Origin of the sequence: Sphingobacterium bovistauri (assembly GCF_020295405.1) — a bacterium.
In the GTDB taxonomy this organism is placed as follows: Bacteria; Bacteroidota; Bacteroidia; order Sphingobacteriales; family Sphingobacteriaceae; genus Sphingobacterium; species Sphingobacterium bovistauri.
Map to the genome: position 1 here is coordinate 46,684 of NZ_JADEYP010000024.1, position 19,772 is coordinate 66,455.

At 35.1% G+C, this 19,772-nt stretch carries 18 protein-coding genes; 11 read left to right on the forward strand and 7 right to left on the reverse strand.

The genetic code is table 11. The features are described 5' to 3' along the window. Nucleotides 1–9: 9 nt before the first annotated feature. Together IPZ78_RS12500 and IPZ78_RS12505 are read right to left on the reverse strand one after the other, a co-directional pair. Complete coding sequence (locus IPZ78_RS12500) at nt 10–1,266, reverse strand: outer membrane beta-barrel protein (protein WP_225554218.1); 1,257 nt, start codon at nt 1,264–1,266, stop codon at nt 10–12. A 12-nt stretch (nt 1,267–1,278) separates the two neighbouring features. Next, entirely contained in the window at nt 1,279–1,854 is a 576-nt protein-coding gene (locus tag IPZ78_RS12505; protein ID WP_225554220.1) for an RNA polymerase sigma factor, read from the reverse strand. A 169-nt stretch (nt 1,855–2,023) separates the two neighbouring features. Here IPZ78_RS12505 and IPZ78_RS12510 point away from each other — a divergent pair, with 169 nt between their 5' ends. Beyond that, nucleotides 2,024–2,866: a hypothetical protein gene (locus IPZ78_RS12510; RefSeq protein WP_225554222.1), complete on the forward strand. Its 843-nt coding sequence runs from the start codon at nt 2,024–2,026 to the stop codon at nt 2,864–2,866. A gap of 54 nt (nt 2,867–2,920) precedes the next feature. Here the strand turns inward: IPZ78_RS12510 and recN are convergent, their stop codons facing one another. Next, nucleotides 2,921–4,597: a DNA repair protein RecN gene (gene recN, locus IPZ78_RS12515; protein WP_225554224.1), complete on the reverse strand. Its 1,677-nt coding sequence runs from the start codon at nt 4,595–4,597 to the stop codon at nt 2,921–2,923. Between the two features lie 119 nt (nt 4,598–4,716). Here recN and IPZ78_RS12520 point away from each other — a divergent pair, with 119 nt between their 5' ends. From IPZ78_RS12520 to IPZ78_RS12530, 3 genes are all read left to right on the forward strand, one after another. Continuing rightward, complete coding sequence (locus IPZ78_RS12520) at nt 4,717–5,331, forward strand: SprT family zinc-dependent metalloprotease (RefSeq protein WP_225554226.1); 615 nt, start codon at nt 4,717–4,719, stop codon at nt 5,329–5,331. Between the two features lie 61 nt (nt 5,332–5,392). After that, on the forward strand, nt 5,393–7,048 hold the full coding sequence (locus IPZ78_RS12525) for a M28 family metallopeptidase (RefSeq protein ID WP_225554228.1): 1,656 nt from the start codon (nt 5,393–5,395) through the stop codon (nt 7,046–7,048). A gap of 48 nt (nt 7,049–7,096) precedes the next feature. After that, nucleotides 7,097–7,513: a hypothetical protein gene (locus tag IPZ78_RS12530; protein WP_225554230.1), complete on the forward strand. Its 417-nt coding sequence runs from the start codon at nt 7,097–7,099 to the stop codon at nt 7,511–7,513. Nucleotides 7,514–7,552: 39 nt separating this feature from the next. Here IPZ78_RS12530 and IPZ78_RS12535 read toward each other — a convergent pair whose 3' ends face one another. Continuing rightward, nucleotides 7,553–9,169, reverse strand: a complete 1,617-nt coding sequence (locus tag IPZ78_RS12535) for a DUF4139 domain-containing protein (protein WP_225554231.1) — start codon at nt 9,167–9,169, stop codon at nt 7,553–7,555. A gap of 534 nt (nt 9,170–9,703) precedes the next feature. Between IPZ78_RS12535 and IPZ78_RS12540 the strand changes: the two genes are divergently transcribed. The 5 genes from IPZ78_RS12540 to IPZ78_RS12560 all read left to right on the forward strand — a co-directional run bounded on the left by IPZ78_RS12540 (nt 9,704) and on the right by IPZ78_RS12560 (nt 13,560). Continuing rightward, on the forward strand, nt 9,704–10,552 hold the full coding sequence (locus IPZ78_RS12540) for a transketolase (protein ID WP_225554233.1): 849 nt from the start codon (nt 9,704–9,706) through the stop codon (nt 10,550–10,552). Nucleotides 10,553–10,637: 85 nt separating this feature from the next. Next, on the forward strand, nt 10,638–11,594 hold the full coding sequence (locus IPZ78_RS12545; RefSeq protein ID WP_225554235.1) for a transketolase family protein: 957 nt from the start codon (nt 10,638–10,640) through the stop codon (nt 11,592–11,594). Nucleotides 11,595–11,597: 3 nt separating this feature from the next. Continuing rightward, complete coding sequence (locus tag IPZ78_RS12550; protein ID WP_225554237.1) at nt 11,598–12,143, forward strand: RNA polymerase sigma factor; 546 nt, start codon at nt 11,598–11,600, stop codon at nt 12,141–12,143. Nucleotides 12,144–12,178: 35 nt separating this feature from the next. Continuing rightward, nucleotides 12,179–13,135 (forward strand): hypothetical protein, encoded by a 957-nt coding sequence (locus tag IPZ78_RS12555; RefSeq protein WP_225554239.1) that lies wholly within the window; start codon nt 12,179–12,181, stop codon nt 13,133–13,135. Next, the gene (locus tag IPZ78_RS12560; RefSeq protein ID WP_225554241.1) at nt 13,135–13,560 is read left to right on the forward strand and encodes a hypothetical protein; all 426 of its coding nucleotides are present in this window, start codon (nt 13,135–13,137) and stop codon (nt 13,558–13,560) included. The genes IPZ78_RS12555 and IPZ78_RS12560 overlap by 1 nt, the downstream gene beginning before the upstream one ends. Before the next feature lie 51 nt (nt 13,561–13,611). On the opposite strand, the gene IPZ78_RS12565 is transcribed toward IPZ78_RS12560, so the two are convergent. Together IPZ78_RS12565 and IPZ78_RS12570 are read right to left on the reverse strand one after the other, a co-directional pair. Then, entirely contained in the window at nt 13,612–15,093 is a 1,482-nt protein-coding gene (locus IPZ78_RS12565) for an amino acid permease (protein ID WP_225554243.1), read from the reverse strand. 70 nt (nt 15,094–15,163) lie between these two features. Beyond that, nucleotides 15,164–15,718, reverse strand: a complete 555-nt coding sequence (locus IPZ78_RS12570; RefSeq protein ID WP_225554244.1) for a hypothetical protein — start codon at nt 15,716–15,718, stop codon at nt 15,164–15,166. Nucleotides 15,719–15,849: 131 nt separating this feature from the next. Here IPZ78_RS12570 and IPZ78_RS12575 point away from each other — a divergent pair, with 131 nt between their 5' ends. Together IPZ78_RS12575 and IPZ78_RS12580 are read left to right on the forward strand one after the other, a co-directional pair. Next, the gene (locus tag IPZ78_RS12575) at nt 15,850–17,724 is read left to right on the forward strand and encodes a DEAD/DEAH box helicase (RefSeq protein ID WP_225554246.1); all 1,875 of its coding nucleotides are present in this window, start codon (nt 15,850–15,852) and stop codon (nt 17,722–17,724) included. 74 nt (nt 17,725–17,798) lie between these two features. Then, nucleotides 17,799–19,571, forward strand: a complete 1,773-nt coding sequence (locus tag IPZ78_RS12580; protein WP_225554248.1) for an AMP-dependent synthetase/ligase — start codon at nt 17,799–17,801, stop codon at nt 19,569–19,571. Between the two features lie 43 nt (nt 19,572–19,614). Here the strand turns inward: IPZ78_RS12580 and IPZ78_RS12585 are convergent, their stop codons facing one another. Continuing rightward, nucleotides 19,615–19,767 (reverse strand): IS3 family transposase, encoded by a 153-nt coding sequence (locus IPZ78_RS12585; protein ID WP_262903833.1) that lies wholly within the window; start codon nt 19,765–19,767, stop codon nt 19,615–19,617. Between the last annotated feature and the right edge of the window lie 5 nt (nt 19,768–19,772).

Genomic DNA, 19,772 nt, shown 5'->3' on the forward strand with positions numbered 1-19,772 from the left:
ATTTTAACTTTAGGGTGCAATTCCAAAACTAATAGCCAAACCTTTGGACTGTAAATTTGTTCGACCATAGCCTATTCCTGTCAAAGGAAGTTGCATAAATGGTCTTATTCCAATACTCAATTTGTTGTTAATTTTTCGATCAAAAGAAACAGAGAGATCTGCGACTCCAAAATAATGTTGATTCTCTCCCTTTATGGTATAATCGGATGTATATGCCTGATATCCCTTACCGTTATACAACATCTTATACTTTTCGCTCAACATAAAATAACTTGACAATCCTGAACTTATAGTAATTCCAAAATTGCCATGTTTCAAAACTTGATAATTAGCTAAAATCGGTACAGACAATACCTGACATGATGCATCTACTTCTGATGGTAGATGATGTGCTGTTCCATATGGATTCTTCGGATTGTAATAACTGAAAGGTGATTCATAGTTTTTCTTTGAATACAAAATACCGGATGAAACACTGAATTTATTTGTAATTGGATGCGTATAAAGTAAACCCACATTCTGGCTTATAGATTGTTTGCCTGCTCCTCTCACCTCTGTCATATCCAATGCAGCCAATATATTTATTGTTCCACGACCCTTTACAGAAACTAAATCGGCTTTATTACTCGCATGATCTTCATTGGCATAAGAATCTCCTATAATCGTCTCATTTACAACCGTTGATTCAGTGGTACGTTTGCTACTATCAGGTTGGATTGCTATAAGTTTATTTTCTAGTTGCGTATTGCTGTTAGCAATTTGAGTCAACCCACTGTTGTTAATATTTATTTCTAACACGTCATTTGTTGCAAGAGTATCACTAATGACATTTCCTTGATTATCATTGCTAAACAAGTGGATTCTCTCAACTACATAATGATTAATTATCTCTTTGCTTTTAGTATTTCTAACGAATGATAAATCATTAACTTCCTTCTCAACATTGTTGTTTAATAATTCTTCACTCAGTTTTTTTACACTTATATCCGTCTTATCTATGACACGATTAGAAATATCACTTTCCTTTACCTTGACTAGTTTATTATCATCTTCGACTGGTGATTTTTGTTTTGAAAAAATAAAAAACAGTAATAATGCTGCTGCAATTGAGGATGAAGTAATACCAGCAAAATATACGAATCCATTATTTTTTTTACGCATAGGCAAAATGGTTTCAAGAGCTACCCAATCTTTATCTCTAAAATTATTCGAAGGATAGTTTCCCAGCCCTTCTTTAAAAATTTTATCTATATCATTATTTTCCATTACCCTACTTCCCTAATATGATTCTTTATAATTATATCTACTATTATCCTCAAGAGTTTTGACCATCTCCATTAATTTTGTTCTAGCCTTAGACAAATTCGATTTGGAAGTACCGACCGAAATATTCAATTGTTTTGAAATTTCATTATGATTAAAACCCTCTATTGCATATAAATTAAATACTGTTCTATACATCGGAGAAAGCTTTTGAATAAGCTTTAGCAATTCTTCGTAGCGAAGCTTTGAGTACACAAAATCATCTGTCTTCACGACATTTACATAATCTTCTATCTCAACATTGTTTTCAAATTTTGATTTTTTTCGACAATAATCGATTGAAGTATTTATCATTATCTTTCTTATCCACGGTGCTATCGGCTTCTCAACATTAAAACTATCAATCTGGTTGAAAATTTTATAAAAACCCTCATTCAAAATACAGGATGCGTCATCACGATTATTGGCATAACGTTGACAAATTGACAAGCTAAAGTCATAAAAAACCCTATAGAGTTCCTTTTGAGATCTACTATCGTGTTTTCTACATCCTTTTACAATATTATTGATAATCTCTAACCGTTCTTCCAAGTTGATTTATTCACTAACTGACATCATACATGCAATCATTTCTTAATACGTAAATAAAATGCGAATGGTTGCTTCAATACTATAAAATATTTTTTCGAATAGAAGGCAACCATTTAAATTCTCTAAACGTATTACATTTGATAACTTAAAATTAATAAATTAAAAAATTATGAGAAATATTTTAAAAAAAACAACAGCAATCATAACTACAACTTTATTATTTGCCTCTTGTGGAGACGGAGACAGCGCCGCTCCAATGGAGAATAAACCAAAAGGAATCCAATTGGCTGATGATGCTACACATGGCAAAATATTGACCGACGCTAATGGAAAAACTTTATATTATTTTGCTGATGATGTAGATGGTAAATCAGCTTGTACAGGCGACTGTTTAGTTAATTGGCCGGCATATTACACCGCAGACGTCACTACAGATAGCAAAGTAGATAAGGCTCAAATCAGTCAAATAACAAGAGCTGATGGCACAAAACAATTAACATATAAGGGATGGCCTTTATATTATTACAAAGATGATATGAAAGCCAAAGACACAAAAGGCGATAAACTTGGAAATGTCTGGTATGTTGCCAAACCCGATTATACGGTAATGATCGCAAGAACACAATTAATCGGAAATGATGGTAAAAATTATATTCAAACTGGTGAAGGGACTGGTAAAACCATCTATTTAACCGATGATAAAGGGAGAGCTTTATATGTCTTTAAAAACGACACTGAAAACAAGAATAATTATACCAAAAATGCAGACAGCGAAAAATCATGGCCAATATTTGCGCCACAAGTAGCGCTATTCCCATCGTATATCAGTAAAGACCTTATTTCTAAAACAACTGTGCTAGACAAAGCACAATTGACCTATAAAGGTTGGCCATTATATTATTTTGCGCTAGACACTAAAAGAGGAGAAACAAAAGGAGTAAGTATGGGATATAGCCAAAATGTATTTACTTGGCCAATCATTAATGCTACTTCAGTTAACGCTACTAAATAAGTAATAATTTTAAAGATTAAAAAGCAACAATAGAAGATCGTCCTAGTTCCTATACTAGGACGATTTTTGTTTTATTGACAATAAACTTTTTGCATGCTCCAAAGCTGCTTCTCCAGGATTTGCACCACTCAGCATTTGCGCAACTTCTACAACTCTTTCCGCAGGATTTAGCAATAAAATATTTGATCGAGTCTTATCATCCCTATCTTCTTTATACACTTTAAAATGTGAAGTTCCCTTAGAAGCGATTTGTGGCAAATGCGTTATTGCTAATACTTGCATATTGGAGGCCAGCCCCTGCATAACTTCTCCTACACGTAAGGCTACTTCTCCCGAAATACCCGTATCAATCTCATCGAAAATAATAGTTGGCAGAGCTGAATTTTTAGCAACCAAAGATTTGATGGCTAACATCACACGAGATAATTCACCTCCGGAAGCTACTTTATGAATCGGCTGCAAAGATTGTCCCTTATTTGCACTAAATAAAAACTGAACCGCATCCATTCCTTTAGACGTTGCCTTTTCTAAAGATTGTAAGGTTAGTGAGATATCCAATTTTGCATTACTCATGCCCACGTGCGCTAATGTATTTTGTACCGCCTCTTCCACAGAAACCTTTACTTTCGATCTCTTGTCATGAATAACTTGACCTATAGCTATAACTTTTTCCTGCTGTTGTTGTTTTTCTACTTCTAATTTGGATAAAATTTCATCGTGATTTAACGCGATTTGAAGCTTTTCTTCCAATTCATGTCGCAATTGAATTAATTCCACTTCCGAATCCACATGATGTTTTTTCAACAAACTATAGATATCACTCAAACGCGAATTGACAATATCCAAACGCTGTTCGTCCAAATTCACGGCAGATTCTTGATTTGCAAGTTCTGCCGATACATCCTTGATTTCTATATAGGCACTTTGCAAGCGATTCGCAAAGTCATCCGCATCCGAAAAATAACGAGAGGCTTGTTGAATCTGCTGAATGCTTTCTTTTAATAAGGCTAAAGCATTTTGCTCACCATCTTCCAGCAAATGATTTGCTGCCAATAAAGCATGTTTAATTTCTTCGGCATTTTCCAATTGCCCTTGCTCCTCTTCCAACTCTTTCACCTCACCTTCACGCACGTTCAATTTCTCCAACTCATCAAACAAAAATTGGTTATAATCCAATTCTGCATTTGCCGTACGAGACTCTTCTTTTAACGACTTGAGTTTTTTATCAACAAGTCTTAATTGCTGTAGTTCCTTACGAAACTCTACTATAATTGACTCATTATCTGCAATAGCATCCAAGACAAACAATTGAAAATCCTCTGTATTTATTTGTAAAGTAGCATGTTGTGAATGGATATCGATCAAACGCTCACCTAAAGACTTTAACAATGTAAGATTCACCGGAGAATCATTTACGAAAGCACGAGATTTGCCATCTACTGCTATTTCCCGACGGATGATGGTTTCGTCCTCATATTCTAACTCATTTTCTTCGAAAAAAACTTTCAAATCATAAGGCGCTATCAAAAAATAGCCCTCTATCACGCATTTTTTATCTTCATTAAAAAACTGCTTTCCCTCCACTCTATTACCCAAGATCAAACCTAATGCCCCCATCAAAATTGATTTACCAGCCCCTGTTTCTCCTGTAATAATATTTAATCCCTTATCAAAAGTGATATCTAAATTGTCGATTAAAGCGTAGTTTTTTATTAATAATCGTGATAGCATATAGTGTTTGTTGATGATCGTTCTACCGAAAAACTAAATTCAAATATAGGGATAAGATTTAGGTTTGAAAACCACAAAAAATTCACTTTATGCTAATAAAATAATATGTTTGTACTGATATGCCTGATTTCAGCAAACAATTGAGTAAGTATATTCCAGCAGAGGCTGCACCGATTATTTCGCAATGGATTAATGACAGTACTTGCCGTTTCAAAGTAACCAAAAGCCGAACATCGAAATTAGGCGACTATCGCGCACCATTTCGAGGAAGTCCTCATCAAATCACTGTGAATCACGACTTAAATCCTTATGCTTTTTTGATGACGACTGTGCACGAATTTGCGCATCTCAAAACCTATCAAGATTTTAAAAATAAAGCTAAACCCCATGGTGAAGAATGGAAAAATAATTTTAAATCGCTCATTCAGCCATTTTTAAAATTAAATATCTTCCCTACAGATGTAGTTATTGCGATTAATAACTACATGAATAATCCAGCAGCTTCCTCTTGCACGGATCTCAATCTTTATCGCGTCTTAAAAAAATATGACAATAAGATTTCGGAAGTAATTCATGTAGAAGAATTGCCAGAAAAAGCTGTCTTTCAACTTAAAAATGGACGGACATTCCAAAAAATGGATAAATTACGTAAACGATATAAGTGTTTAGAAATTTCAACGAATAAAATCTATCTCTTTCATCCTATAGCAGAGGTTTTTCCTGTCAAAGATTAGATAAATCAGCGACAATCTTCTTTTAAAATTGTAATTTTAGTCGTTTCAACACAAAAGAACTATGAATAAATCATTTTTTATTTCCTGTGCACTTAGTTTGGGGCTATTCTCTTGTACAGAACAGGCATCAAATTTTAACGCTAGTAAACTCGATAGCCTAGCGCTTGAAGCCATTACAGAGGATTCTTACAAAGCACACGTCGCGCAATTATCCTCTGATGATTTCTTAGGTAGAAAACCATTTACTAAAGGTGATACCCTAACCGTAAATTACATACAAGAGCAATTCAAAACTTTAGGCTTAGAACCAGGAAATGGTGATTCATACTTTCAAGAAGTGCCTATGGTAGAAATCACTTCGAAACCTGTGGTGCAAAACTTAACTTTCACTGGGAAGAACGGATCAATATCTGTTAAAAACTTAGATGATTTTGTAATAGGCACACGTAAACTAAAAGAAAGCACAACAGTTGAAAATACAAAACTAGTATTTGCGGGTTTCGGAATTGTAGCTCCTGAGTACAACTGGAACGATTATGAAGGACTAGATGTAAAAGGAAAAACTGTAGTCGTCATGGTGAGCGATCCAGGTCGATACGATAAAAATCTTTTCAAAGCAGATACAATGACCTATTATGGTAGATGGCGTTATAAATTTGAAGAAGCTGGTCGTCAAGGTGCAACAGGCGTCTTATTGATTCATGAAAAAGGTGCGGCTAGTTATGGATGGGATGTAGTTCGCTCGGGCTGGTCAGGTCCGCAGCTGGATTTAACTACCAATAATCCTGATGAAATGCCAGAATTCGAAGGATGGATTTCCTCAGAAACAGCACAGAAATTATTCAAAATCGGAGGACTTAATGCAGATGTATTAGAAGAGTCTAAAAAAACTGGATTTAAAGCTATACCGATGAATGTCAGCACTAAAGTTGAACTTAAAAATTCGTTCAGACATTCAAAATCGAACAACGTAGTCGCTAAAATATCAGGTTCAAAGCGTCCAGATGAAACCATTATTTACACGGCTCATTGGGATCATTTAGGTATTGGAGAAGCTGTGAATGGAGATTCAATTTACAATGGCGCAATTGATAATGCTGCTGGTGTAGCTGCTTTATTTGAAATCGCAAAAGCTTTTAAAGCTGCAAAACATCAACCAGAAAGATCTATTATTTTTATTGCGTTGACAGCTGAGGAAGAAGGTTTATTGGGCTCTTCCTATTATGCAAATAACCCAATTTATCCACTGAATAAAACTGTAGCAAATTTGAACATGGATGCCTTCAGTCCATTAGGTGCGACAAAAGATGTCTCGATTGTAGGTATTGGTCAGACAGAAATTGAAGATTATGTAGAACGTTCAGCTGCAAAATTTGGAAGAATTGTAGTTGGTGAAAAAAATCCTACATCAGGAGGATTTTACCGTTCAGATCATTTTAATTTTGTCAAAAAAGGTGTACCTGGTTTATTTATGGGATCTGGCTCGGAATTGATTTCAACTGATACTATTGCCATTGAAAAACGCAAAGTCTCATTAGCAAATAGGTATCATAAACCTCAGGATGAATTAGATGAGCATTGGGATTTTTCTGGCATCCTAGCTGATATACGTTTGTTTTTTGACATTGGACATATCATGAGTCAAGAAAAAACATTCCCTCAATTTAAGACTAAATCTGAATTTAGAGAATTAGGTGAAAAACGACTTTCAAAATAGTACTTTTGTAATAACGAAAATTAAAAACAAAAACATATGTTAACAGGTATGAAACACTTACACTCAACTTTGGCTATTATTCTATTGATAGCTTTAGTTATTTCTATTGTAATTACGGCAGTGAATTATTTTAAAGCTAACCCATATAATCGCAAAATCGCATTAATTGGATTTATCTCTGCGCATTTACAATTACTTATTGGTTTGATTATTTACTTTGTTTCTCCATTAGGTATCAAAAGTTTTTCTGGAGAAAATATGAGTAACAGCTTATCGAGATTGTACTTCCTAGAGCATCCATTGGTTATGATTATTGCTATTGTATTAATTACAGTAGGATATATAAAAGCTAAAAAAGCAACAGAAGATTATGCTGCCAACAAAACAGTTTTCATTACGTATACTATTGCATTGATTTTGATTCTATCAAGAATTCCATGGTCAACTTGGTCTACATTAAACTAACAAAAAAAGCTCTTCGTCGAAGAGCTTTTTTTGTTTCTACTAATTAAAATTCACAACTCTATCTTTAGGATACTTAACTGTAAACGTAAAACGATATGTTTGGGTTTCTGCGGGCTTCACATTTAGCATCCAAGTTAACACCCCTGTTTCTCTGTTGACAGAGCTTCCCCCACCATCAACTAAATCAATCTCTATCGACTTATCTATCGAAATTGGAAATTGATCTTTCAACAACATATTGATAGCTGTCGATTTAGTATTACGCACACGCAACTCATAAGTATATGTTTGTCGCTTTGTACCACCACTTACTTGTGTGCTTTTTTCATCCATTATACGCTCTCTTTTAATGGAAATTGATTTATCGCGTCCCATACTTAGGTTTAATGTATCTGTTGTAACGGCAGGATTAATATAAGAAGTTCCAACAAACATATTTTCGAACAAAATATTAGCTTCTCCAGGAACGAGATTCAACTTTTCAAAATCTTTGATTTCAGCCAATAAGAACGCATCTTTATCCAATTTCGGTACTGCATAATATTTAAATAACGCTGGATGTGAAAATTCTTTCAGTGTCACACTATGTGGAAGACCATTGGACGCTATATCATACGGAAAATCTATTTCAAATATTGCACTTAATTGGTTCTCCGTAATGGTAGCAACAGGACTAGATAGCGACTTTTTTGCTTCAGTTTGTTCCATCCGAGAGTTTTCCATCTCCGCTCTTGTCCCAATAGATTGAACTCTATTTTGCATGACATTTACCCCTGCCGCTCGTCCTGACAATTGCCCAAAAAGACCTTGATTAGAATAATACTGTGCATAAATTGGATTCAATAGAGGAGCATCCCCATTTTGGGAAGGGTTTCCCGTGGAAAGCGTAAGTTTCACATTTTTCCAATCCACACCAGTAAACTGCGTAACCCGTGCTTTGTACAATATCTCTAATGGCGAAGCAACAGATTTAGCTCTCAAATCATAATAAGCCTCCCAATTTGCTGAATACGTCATATACGAAATATTGAAAATCCCCTCTATCGCTTTAGCATTGCTCATCTGAATAATCAATTGTCCACCATCCCCCGTGTACACGCGGATTTTGTCCTGTAGACGTCCTATGGCTTTATCCTCACTAGCTATATCTTTTTTCAAGGAACTAATATTTGCATTTAATTCGACGACTTTGACTTGGTAATAGTCGACCAATTTAGTCAAATCTCCCAATTCTACTTTGCTGCCTCCACCGAGCAACTGATCATTATTCAAAATTTTCAATGCACCTTGTGCTGCATTTAGTTTGTTCATCAATATCTCACGACGAGAAATAGCACTATCCAAAGTATCCTTTAGCTTTCGATGTATAGGATTTAATATTTCCATCTCGCCAGACTGTTGTGTACTTATAGAAAGAACAGTGATACCATCAGGTCCTGATATCTGTACACTCCGCAAATCCAAATCTTTGGCTACATTCTGCACGAATAAAGTCGTACTACCTTTTGGCAAATTTACTTTTACAGAACTAGACAATTCAGCACCATTAGCATATACAGTAACCTCTTTAACCTGTGCTGCTGCATTTATTCTATCTTGAGCATTTGAAGCTATATTAAATGCTACTAATAAGCATACAAATATTATTTTTATCATAAATCGTAAAGTTAGTTTAGCAATGGATGCAATATTTAATACATTTCCACAAGTCGATTCAAATTATATCACAAAATATTAACATAAAGAAAATTAAACGTCAATTAAATCTAAAAAAAACAAACTGAATTATGCCTAAAACTTTCATTTATAAATGAATCTACAACACCCTCCACAGTATTATGCATTAATACATTCTACTTAGCATATTTTAAACCAATATTTGAAGAGTAAAAACTATAAAAACTATAGATTATCTATAAAAAACATATATCCATATGATGCTTAAACCTTTTACCAAAATAGACACTTATATTTCAATACTTTATAAAAAACATTAGATCACAAGACATATACTTCGTATAAAAAACAAAATATGAGTAGAAATTTCGGAGTATCAATCTTATAGAATTTAATTTTGAATTTAACTACTGGATAAATCAAAAATTATTATGCAATAATAGACAATAATCGCTTCCTAAAACATTTAATTTCATTAACTTTACACGCATAAATTTGTATAAATCAATCAAAATGAGTGTAGATATCAATAAACTTGAACAGACTGCAACACAAGTAAGACGTGACATCGTGCGTATGGTACACGGTTGTCAATCCGGACACCCAGGAGGATCATTGGGCTGTGCTGACTATTTCGTAGCATTATATTTTCATGCTATGAAACATGACCCTTCATTTAATATGGATGGTAATGGTGAAGATTTATTCTTTTTGTCGAATGGACATATTTCACCCGTGTTTTACAGCACTTTAGCACGCGCTGGATATTTTCCAGTGAGTGAATTAGCTACTTTCCGTAAACTTGACTCTCGTCTACAAGGTCATCCGACTACACACGAAGGTTTACCTGGTATCCGTATCGCTTCAGGTTCATTAGGTCAAGGTCTTTCTGCTGCTATTGGTGCTGCTCAAGCTAAAAAACTAAATAAAGATAATAGTTTAGTTTATGTATTGATGGGTGATGGTGAATTGCAAGAAGGTCAAGTTTGGGAAGCTGCTATGTATGCACCACACAACAAAATGGATAATGTGATTGCAGCAGTAGATTATAATGGAGCTCAAATTGATGGTTCTACAGATCAAGTTTTGTCATTAGGTAATCTAAGAGCTAAATGGGAAGCTTTCGGCTGGGATGTTTTAGAAGTAGAGAAAGGTAATGATATGACTTCTGTCGTAGCGGGTATTGAAGAAGCAAAATCGCGTACTGGTAAAGGCAAGCCTGTTATTATCTTATTGCACACGGCAATGGGTGCAGGTGTTGACTTTATGATGGGAACACATAAATGGCATGGTGTTGCTCCTAATGATGAGCAATTAGCTAGTGCATTAAATCAATTACCAGAAACATTAGGCGATTATTAATATTAGAAATTAGATATCGATGTTAGACATTAGATTATATGCTAAATACTAACTACTAACATCTAAATACTACGACTACAACAACATGAAAAAATATACATTCACAGAATCTAAAGATACACGTTCAGGTTTCGGTGCAGGCTTATTAGAAGCTGGTAAACAGAACGAAAATGTAGTAGCATTATGTGCTGATTTGGTTGGCTCATTAAAAATGGATGCTTTTATTAAAGAATTTCCAGAGCGTTTTTTCCAAATTGGTATTGCTGAGGCTAACATGATGGGCATAGCTGCAGGTTTGACTATCGGTGGTAAAGTTCCTTTCACAGGTACATTCGCGGAATTCTCTACAGCACGTGTATACGATCAAATTCGTCAATCTATTGCTTATTCACATAAAAATGTGAAAATATGTGCTTCACATGCAGGGCTAACTTTAGGTGAGGATGGTGCAACACACCAGACTTTAGAAGATATTGGTTTAATGAAAATGTTACCTGGAATGGTCGTAATCAATCCATGTGATTTTAACCAAACTAAAGCAGCTACTCTTGCGATTGCAAATTATGAAGGTCCAGTTTATTTGCGTTTTGGACGTCCTGTAGTCCCTAACTTTACTCCTGCTGATCAAACGTTCGAAATTGGTAAAGCTGTAATGCTGAACGAAGGTACAGACGTTACGATCATAGCAACTGGTCACTTAGTATGGGAAGCTATTCAAGCTGGTGAAGAATTAGAAAAATTAGGTATTAACGCTGAAATCATCAACATCCACACAATCAAACCTTTGGATGAAGAGGCTATATTGGCATCAGTTAAAAAAACTGGGTGTGTAGTTACTGCAGAAGAACACAACCGCTTAGGTGGTTTAGGTGATAGCGTTGCTCAAGTATTAGCTAAATATTTACCAAGCCCTCAAGAATATGTCGCTGTAAATGATAGCTTTGGTGAATCAGGTACACCTGCACAATTGATGGAAAAATACGGCTTAAATGCAGCTAGCATTGTTACAGCTGCACAAAAAGTTATCAGCAGAAAAAAATAGCAAATGGAAGATGCGCAAATCATATCAATGTTTGCCGACGAAAGCTCGCGTGAAGCAGCTTTCAAACAATTGTTGAATAAATATCAACAGAAAATATATTGGCATGTCAGACGCATGGTCATCGATCATGACGATGCGGATGACGTCACTCAAGATATCTTTGTGAAGGTTTGGCGCAATTTAGATAAATTCAGAGAAGACTCACAATTGTACACTTGGTTGTATAGAATAGCAACAAATGAGTGTATAACTTTTTTGAATAAGAAAAAACAAAAAAAGAATATTTCACTAGATGACGATAGTTCTTCGTATCTTTCTGAAACATTAGCCGATGGGACGTATTTCAATGGTGATAAAGCACAGATGAAGTTACAACAAGCCTTACTGACTTTACCAGAGAAACAACGTCTAGTATTCAATATGAAATACTTCGAAGATTTGAAGTATGATGAGATATCCGATATTTTAGGGACAAGTGTAGGAGCATTAAAAGCCTCTTATCATTTGGCGGTGAAAAAAATAGAGCATTTTTTTAATAGTCACGATTAAACCTTTGGCTTTTAGAAATATCTATATATACACTTATGAAGGAAAATAACACATATAACGAAGAGTTAGGAGGCAACAATCTACCAGATTCATTGCGTGTAAATCCTTTTTTAACCCCTAAAAACTTCTTTGAAGAGCAGGGACAGCAAATCTTAAGTCAAACGTTTATTCAAATTGATAACGTTTCTGACAGTAAATACGCTACAGCACTTAATATTCCTGAAGGATATTTTGAAACACTATCTGACAGCATATTTACTAAAATTTCAGAACAAAACATCAGGGATAAAGTTTCAGAAGAAGGCTTTACAATACCTAACGACTACTTTACACAATCGCATTTAGATATTGAAGCAAACATTTCTGAACAAAACCTTAGATCAAGTGTTTCTACAATAAATTTTCAAGTACCTAGCGATTATTTTGAAACTTTTGAAAATCAATTATTCACTAAATTGTCTGAAAGGAAACTTATTGATAATGTTGGTAAGGAAAATGGCTTTGCTATACCTGAAAATTATTTTGAAGAATCAAACAACAGTATTGAAGCTAATGTTTTAGCCTATAAATGGAAATCAGAAATCAGCAATGAAGACTTCTATGTGCCAGTTGGATATTTTAATGAGTTGACAGACGGTATTTTAGCAAAAACTTCTGACTTAACCAAACAGGAAGGCACCATTATAACTCTTCCTAAACGCATAAATTGGAAGAAATATTCAGCTGCTGCTGCTATTGTGTTGACTGTAGGTATAGGCTCTTATTTTGGTTTCAAATACAACAATTTAACTTCAAATACATTAGTAGCTACTGATGTAAATCTTCAAAATGTCAGTGATGAAGAAATAATTAGTTATTTAGCACAAGTTTCTGATGGTGCAGATTTAATCCATTTGGCAGAATATGCGTCAGACACTACAGAAGAAACTACTCAATTAGATTCGGAAATTGATAGTGAGGAAATTGAAGAGTATTTAAATTATATGCTATAATGTTACATTTAAGATACATTTTAACTACTATCTGTTTTGTTTTAACCCTTTGTTTTACTGCGTCTGCGCAGCATAACTTTAGGGCTATAGAAAGCGAAAAGATAGCTTATATTACGAAAGAATTAAAACTTACTCCTGGAGAAGCAGAACTTTTTTTCCCTACCTACAACCAGTACAATAAAGAAATGTGGGATCTAAAAAAAGCAAAAAGAGGAATGTCTCGCTCAGTAGAAAGCAATTCATTAAATGCGCAGAAGCGTGATGTCATTGCATTTGACGCTAAAGAAGTAGAACTTAAAAAGTCATATCGCGCTGAGTTTGGAAAAATTCTAGGACAAGCTAGAGCCTCTCAATTTTTTCAAGTAGAAGAAGACTTTTTCAACAAACTAAGAAGTAGCCTTGAAAATAGAAAAAATAGACAATAAAATATAAACGCCTACAAATTGTAGGCGTTTATATTTTACATTAATATTAAATTAATTTTCTCGCCCCGATTCAATCTCCTTGCGTAATACTGAGTGTTTCTTTCCATATAGAAAATAAACAACTACCCCAATTAACATCCAAATACCTAGACGCTCCCAACTTACTAATGGCAAAGAAAGCATCATAAGAACACAGACAATGATTCCTAATATCGGCACCAATGGAACGAAAGGTGTCCTAAAGGGACGCTCTGCTGTTGGATTGCTTTTACGAAGAACAAGTATCCCCACGCACACCAACGTGAATGCTAACAATGTCCCTATACTCACCATATGTCCTAGATCTGACACTGGAACAAATCCTGCAAATATGCTTACAAACACCATAAAAATAAGATTTGTCTTCCAAGGAGTTTGTCTTTTCGAAAGATCAGAAAATATTTTTGGAAGCAAACCATCTTTACTCATAGAATAAAATACACGGCTTTGACCTAGTAACATGACTAAGATTACAGAAGTATATCCTGCAATAATAGTTACGATCATCGCTGTATTTAAGAAATCGTATCCTGTCTTAGCAAATGCAGTAGCCACAGGCTTAGCGTCATCCTTAAATTCCGTATAATTAGCAAGACCAGTCATTACATAAGAAAACAATACATATAGTACAGTACAGATCAATAATGAGCCGATGATACCAACAGGCATTCCCTTTTTAGGATTAATAGCTTCCTGTGCAGCGGTACTAACAGCATCAAAACCCACAAAAGCAAAAAACAATACTCCTGCAGCACGAAGTACTCCAGAAATCCCAAACTCACCAAAACTATCACTTTTAAAGAATTCAAAAAAGCCTATTTTTCCTTGCTTAAGCAATTCCTCACCTTCATTCGTTGGAATAAAAGGTGTGTGATTTGCTGGATTTATAAATTGCCAACCTAAGGCAATAAAAAGAATTACAACAGCAACTTTTAAAACAACTAAAATATTGTTTATAAAAGATGATTCTTGTGTACCACGCATCAATAAAAAGGATAACAAACACACAATAATTATTGCAGGTAAATTTACGATCCCTCCTTCCCATGGCCCAGACAACAACTGTTCTGGTATTGACATCCCGAAGACGAGAAGTAATTGATTAAAATATTGAGACCAACTGGCGGCAACAGTTGCACTAGCGAGCGCATACTCTAAGACCAAATCCCAGCCAATAATCCAGGCCATAAATTCGCCCATGGTAGCATACGAATACGTATAGGCAGACCCGGCAACTGGAATCATTGATGCAAATTCAGCATAGCATAATCCTGCAAAGGCACAACCTACTGCAGCGATTATAAATGACAACATTACAGCAGGACCAGCGTTTTCAGCGGCTGCAATCCCAGTTAACGAAAAAAGTCCGGCACCGATAATCGCTCCTACTCCCAGAGCTATCAGACCCGAACTTGTTAATGTTCTTTTTAAAGTTCCCTCCCCACTTTGCGCCGCTTCGGCAACAAGTTTTGGAATTGATTTTTTATACCACATCTTAGATTTTAATTAGTATCTGAATCTAAGAAAAAAAAATAAAAACCTATAATAAATTTAAATAGTTAAATTATTTCCAAGGTTTATAATTTGATTTTACAGATTTAGTTAAATCAAATTTCACAGTAAAAACTCTATCTGAGCCAATTCTTCTTAAATTATAAGTATAAGTCGCGCCATCCATTGTTATCCACCATACATTTTGACAAGCGTAATCAATCAATTGGCAAGTTTCATGATCTGCAGGGAAAATTTGCGAGTTCACAGCTCCCTCATTTGGTGCTGTACCACCATAGAAAGTTACTTTATCTGGTGATCCATCTTCATGACGGTGATCGTGCTTTAATGTAATGACATTATTAGAATAATTCAAAATCCAAGTTCGAGATTTATCTTCACCTACATAAAAAGGTATTTTCACTTCATGATCGTCATAGGACATTACTTGCATAAGTAATCTTTTGCCAGTGAATCCATCCCCTTCTTTACCGCCCTCAACGATCTCGCCTTCGAAATATTGACCAACAAAAGGTTTAAATTGTTCTAAAAACAACTTAGAATTAGGCTTATCCTGCGCTATAACTAACTGACTGCTAAAAAGAAAAAAGAATAAAAGGTACTTCATAAGGTATGCTTACATAATAATAAGTTTCGAATATAGCTTAAAAATCAATTGATTACACTATTGTGTATGTCAAATTTTATACTTACCTTTGCAACGCCTTAGGCAATAGTGCCTATTGTATAATTTATTTCATGAACCCATTTTTAGAACTGGGAATCCGTGAGGAAGTTGTTAAAGCCATCTCAGAAATAGGTTTCGAAAAACCTTCTGAAATTCAGGAAAAAGCCATTCCTGTTTTATTGACTGGTAGCGACGATTTTGTCGGATTAGCCCAAACCGGCACAGGTAAGACAGCGGCATTCGGTCTTCCATTATTAGAGCAATTAGACTTTTCTCAAAAACACCCACAAGCATTAATTTTATGCCCTACACGTGAGTTGTGTTTACAAATCGCTAAAGATTTAGAAAAATTTGCTAAATACATCGACAACGTACACGTTGTAGCTGTATATGGAGGTGCGAATATCAGTGACCAACTACGTCAAATTAGACGCGGTGTGCAAATTGTTGTAGCGACCCCTGGTCGTATGTTAGATATCATTGGCAGAAATGCAATTGATTTTTCTAGCGTAAAATATGTTGTATTAGATGAAGCGGACGAAATGTTAAACATGGGTTTCCAAGAAGACATCAACAACATTTTATCAGAAACTCCTGAGGAGAAAAAAACTTGGTTATTCTCGGCAACAATGCCAAAAGAGGTACGTCGTATTGCTCAAAAGTATATGACAGATCCGTTTGAATTAACTGTAGGTACAAAAAACACAGGTAATGCAAACATTGAACATCAGTACTTTTTAGTAAAAGCGAGAGATAAATACGCTGCTTTCAAACGTATCGTAGATTCAAATCCAGATATTTTTGGTATTGTATTCTGTCGTACAAAAATTGAAACACAAGAAATTGCTGAAGCTTTAATCAAAGATGGTTATAATGCGGATGCATTACATGGTGATTTATCACAACAGCAACGTGATAAAGTAATGAAACGTTACCGTGACCGCAACTTACAAATGTTGATCGCAACAGATGTAGCTGCACGTGGTATCGATGTAAATGACGTAACGCACGTTATCAACTTTTCATTACCAGATGAAATTGAAAACTACACACACCGTTCAGGCCGTACAGCTCGTGCTGGTAAAACAGGTATTTCAATCTCATTAATCAACATCAAAGAACAAAGTAAAATCCGTCAACTTGAAAAAGTAATCGGTAAATCTTTTGAACGCAAGCAAGTTCCTGAAGGTGCTGCTGTTGTTGAAAAACAATTGTTGACTATTATTAACAAAGTAAACAATGTTGAAGTAAATGAAGAACAAATCAATCAATTCATGCCTGCTATTATGGAAGGTTTTGAATCATTATCAAAAGAAGATATTGTAAAAAGATTTGCTTCATTAGAATTTAATAGATTCTTAGAATACTACAAAAATTCTCCAGACTTAAACATCGAAGCTCGTGAAGTAAGTGGTGATAGACGCGAAAGAGATGATCGTGGACCTCGTCAAAGCTCTAAAGGTTACACGCGTTTATTTATGAACTTAGGTTCTGTAGACGAGTTCAGCCGCGGAGACATGTTAGGTTTCATCTGTAACACAGCTAATATTACTGGAAAATCAATTGGTAAAATTGATTTGAAAGGAGTATTCACTTTCTTTGAAGTTCAAGATGAAGAGGTTAATAAAGTATTCGAAGGTTTCAAAGGCATAGATTTCAACGGTCGTCAAGTTCGTATTGAAGTATCTGGTGCAAGCGAAGGCCGTTCGGATCGTGGTAGTCGTCCAAGAGGAGGAGGAGATCGCGGAGGAAGAGGTCGTAGCGAACGCAGCGGTGGATTCGGTGGCGAACGTAGCGGTGGATTTAGCGGAGAAAGAAGAGATAGAGGTGGAGACAACAGAGGTGGTGATCGTGGTGGCCGCTCAAGAGGTGGTGATCGTGGTGGAGACAATGGTGGTTTCCGTGACTTCTCTGGCAAAAGACGTGAGTCGAAAAGCAGATATTAATCTTAATAATATTATGTAAATTTGTAAGGCTACCTATTTTAGGTAGCCTTACTTTTTTTTATGTGATATTGCTTATGAAAAACGAGCCTACACGTATATTTGACCTTGTCAAATATAGAACACACACTTACGCAACCTCTCCTATCTTCTCTCACAAAGAAAATAATGATTGGAAAAAAATTTCAAATGAATCTTTTCAAGAGCAAATCGATGAAATATCAAAAGGTCTGATTGCTTTAGGAGTTAAACCTCACGACAAAGTCGGTATAATAAGTGAAAATAGATTAGAATGGTCCTTGTTAGATTTTGCAATCCAGCAAATCGGCGCTATTGTTGTTGCTCTTTACCCGAATATCTCTGACAATGATTATAAATACATTATTAATCATGCAGAAATAAAAATAGCCGTAATTAGTTCAAAAGATCTATACGAAAGAATAAATATTCTAAAAAGTGAGTTTACACAATTAGAAAATCTATTTATTCTTCAAAACGAAACTGTTTATCCTCATTGGACCATTATTCATCAAAGTGGGAAAGTAATTTCAGATCAGCAACTGAGTGATAGAAAAAAAGCTGTCCAACATGAAGATATTGCAACAATAATATATACAAGTGGAACCACAGGAAACCCTAAAGGAGTAATGCTTACACATAAAAATTTGTTGGCTGACATGATGAGTAGTGAATATTCTTTTCCTGTTACATCCTATATGAGAGCACTATCATTTTTACCTGTCTGTCACGCATACGAACGTCTTTTCCACTATGTATATATGTACAAAGGCTTGACAATTTTTTATGCTAATTCCATGGAAACAATCGGAGCTGACATGAAAGAAGTAAAACCACACATCTTCTCTGCCGTGCCACGTGTATTAGAAAAAGTGTATGAAAAGATAATGACCACTGGGAATTCCCTAACTGGCATAAAACGTAAACTTTTCTTCTGGGCGATTGAATTAGGTGAAAAATATGATCTGGAACCTAACAATCGATCAACGATGTACGACATAAAGCTAGCTATTGCACGCAAATTAATTTTTTCCAAATGGAAAGAAGCATTAGGTGGAGAAATATTAGGTGTTGCGACAGGATCTGCAGCTCTGCAAGAGCGTCTAATACGTTTGTATATGGCTGCAGGCATCAATATCTATGAAGGTTATGGCTTGACAGAAGCTGGTCCATGCCTATCCGTTAATGATTATCGTAGAGGAATGAAAATTGGCACGGTTGGACTTCCTTTAATTAACATCGATATAAAATTAGCCGCGGATGGTGAAATACTTGCTAAAGGTGATAACATCATGCTCGGTTATTATAAAGATGAGCAAGTGACTCAAGAAGTCATTAAGGATGGTTGGTTGTATACGGGTGATATTGGCCAGTGGGAAGATGAGAGATTCTTAAAAATAGTAGATCGCAAGAAGGAAATGTTCAAAACCTCTGGCGGCAAGTATATCGTTCCTCAAGCTATAGAATCAAAAATGGTAGAATCACCTTTTATCGAGCAATTTATGGTAATAGGAGATGGTGAAAAATTTCCAGCTGCATTTATCGTTCCATCCTATTCAAATTTACTGGCATGGAGCAAAGATTCTGCACAAGGAAATGTCTCTCTATCTAAAGATCAATTTTTATCTAGTGATGCCATAAAAAGTAAAATTACAGAAGAAATAAATCTTGTGAATAAATCATTTGGTCAATGGGAACAAATTAAAAAATTCTCCATAATTCCGGATGAATTCACAATTGAAGGAGGAGAATTAACCCCTACACTCAAGATGAAGCGTAAAAAAATTATTGAAAAACATATCAACAATTACAGAGAAATATATGCTGTATAAAACAAAAGGCTCCACTGGACTGACCCCCAAAAGTTGGACGACTTTATACAATGTTTTTGATATAATGAGCTCGGTATTCCACCGGGCTCATTCCATTTAAATTAATTCGTATTCTTTCGTTATTATAATACTTTATATATTCTCTAATATCTTTAGCTAACTCAAAAATAGAAGTATATTTTTTTAGATAAAACAATTCTG

Bases quoted from the DNA above. Each gene is read 5' to 3' on its own strand.
- IPZ78_RS12530 (WP_225554230.1), top strand. From the start codon at position 7,097: ATGAAACACTTACACTCAACTTTGGCTATTATTCTATTGATAGCTTTA.
- IPZ78_RS12580 (WP_225554248.1), top strand. From the start codon at position 17,799: ATGAAAAACGAGCCTACACGTATATTTGACCTTGTCAAATATAGAACA.
- IPZ78_RS12510 (WP_225554222.1), top strand. From the start codon at position 2,024: ATGAGAAATATTTTAAAAAAAACAACAGCAATCATAACTACAACTTTA.
- IPZ78_RS12520 (WP_225554226.1), top strand. From the start codon at position 4,717: ATGCCTGATTTCAGCAAACAATTGAGTAAGTATATTCCAGCAGAGGCT.
- IPZ78_RS12540 (WP_225554233.1), top strand. From the start codon at position 9,704: ATGAGTGTAGATATCAATAAACTTGAACAGACTGCAACACAAGTAAGA.
- IPZ78_RS12535 (WP_225554231.1), bottom strand. From the start codon at position 9,169: ATGATAAAAATAATATTTGTATGCTTATTAGTAGCATTTAATATAGCT.
- IPZ78_RS12570 (WP_225554244.1), bottom strand. From the start codon at position 15,718: ATGAAGTACCTTTTATTCTTTTTTCTTTTTAGCAGTCAGTTAGTTATA.
- IPZ78_RS12550 (WP_225554237.1), top strand. From the start codon at position 11,598: ATGGAAGATGCGCAAATCATATCAATGTTTGCCGACGAAAGCTCGCGT.
- IPZ78_RS12575 (WP_225554246.1), top strand. From the start codon at position 15,850: ATGAACCCATTTTTAGAACTGGGAATCCGTGAGGAAGTTGTTAAAGCC.
- IPZ78_RS12560 (WP_225554241.1), top strand. From the start codon at position 13,135: ATGTTACATTTAAGATACATTTTAACTACTATCTGTTTTGTTTTAACC.
- IPZ78_RS12500 (WP_225554218.1), bottom strand. From the start codon at position 1,266: ATGGAAAATAATGATATAGATAAAATTTTTAAAGAAGGGCTGGGAAAC.
- IPZ78_RS12565 (WP_225554243.1), bottom strand. From the start codon at position 15,093: ATGTGGTATAAAAAATCAATTCCAAAACTTGTTGCCGAAGCGGCGCAA.
- IPZ78_RS12555 (WP_225554239.1), top strand. From the start codon at position 12,179: ATGAAGGAAAATAACACATATAACGAAGAGTTAGGAGGCAACAATCTA.
- recN (WP_225554224.1), bottom strand. From the start codon at position 4,597: ATGCTATCACGATTATTAATAAAAAACTACGCTTTAATCGACAATTTA.
- IPZ78_RS12545 (WP_225554235.1), top strand. From the start codon at position 10,638: ATGAAAAAATATACATTCACAGAATCTAAAGATACACGTTCAGGTTTC.
- IPZ78_RS12525 (WP_225554228.1), top strand. From the start codon at position 5,393: ATGAATAAATCATTTTTTATTTCCTGTGCACTTAGTTTGGGGCTATTC.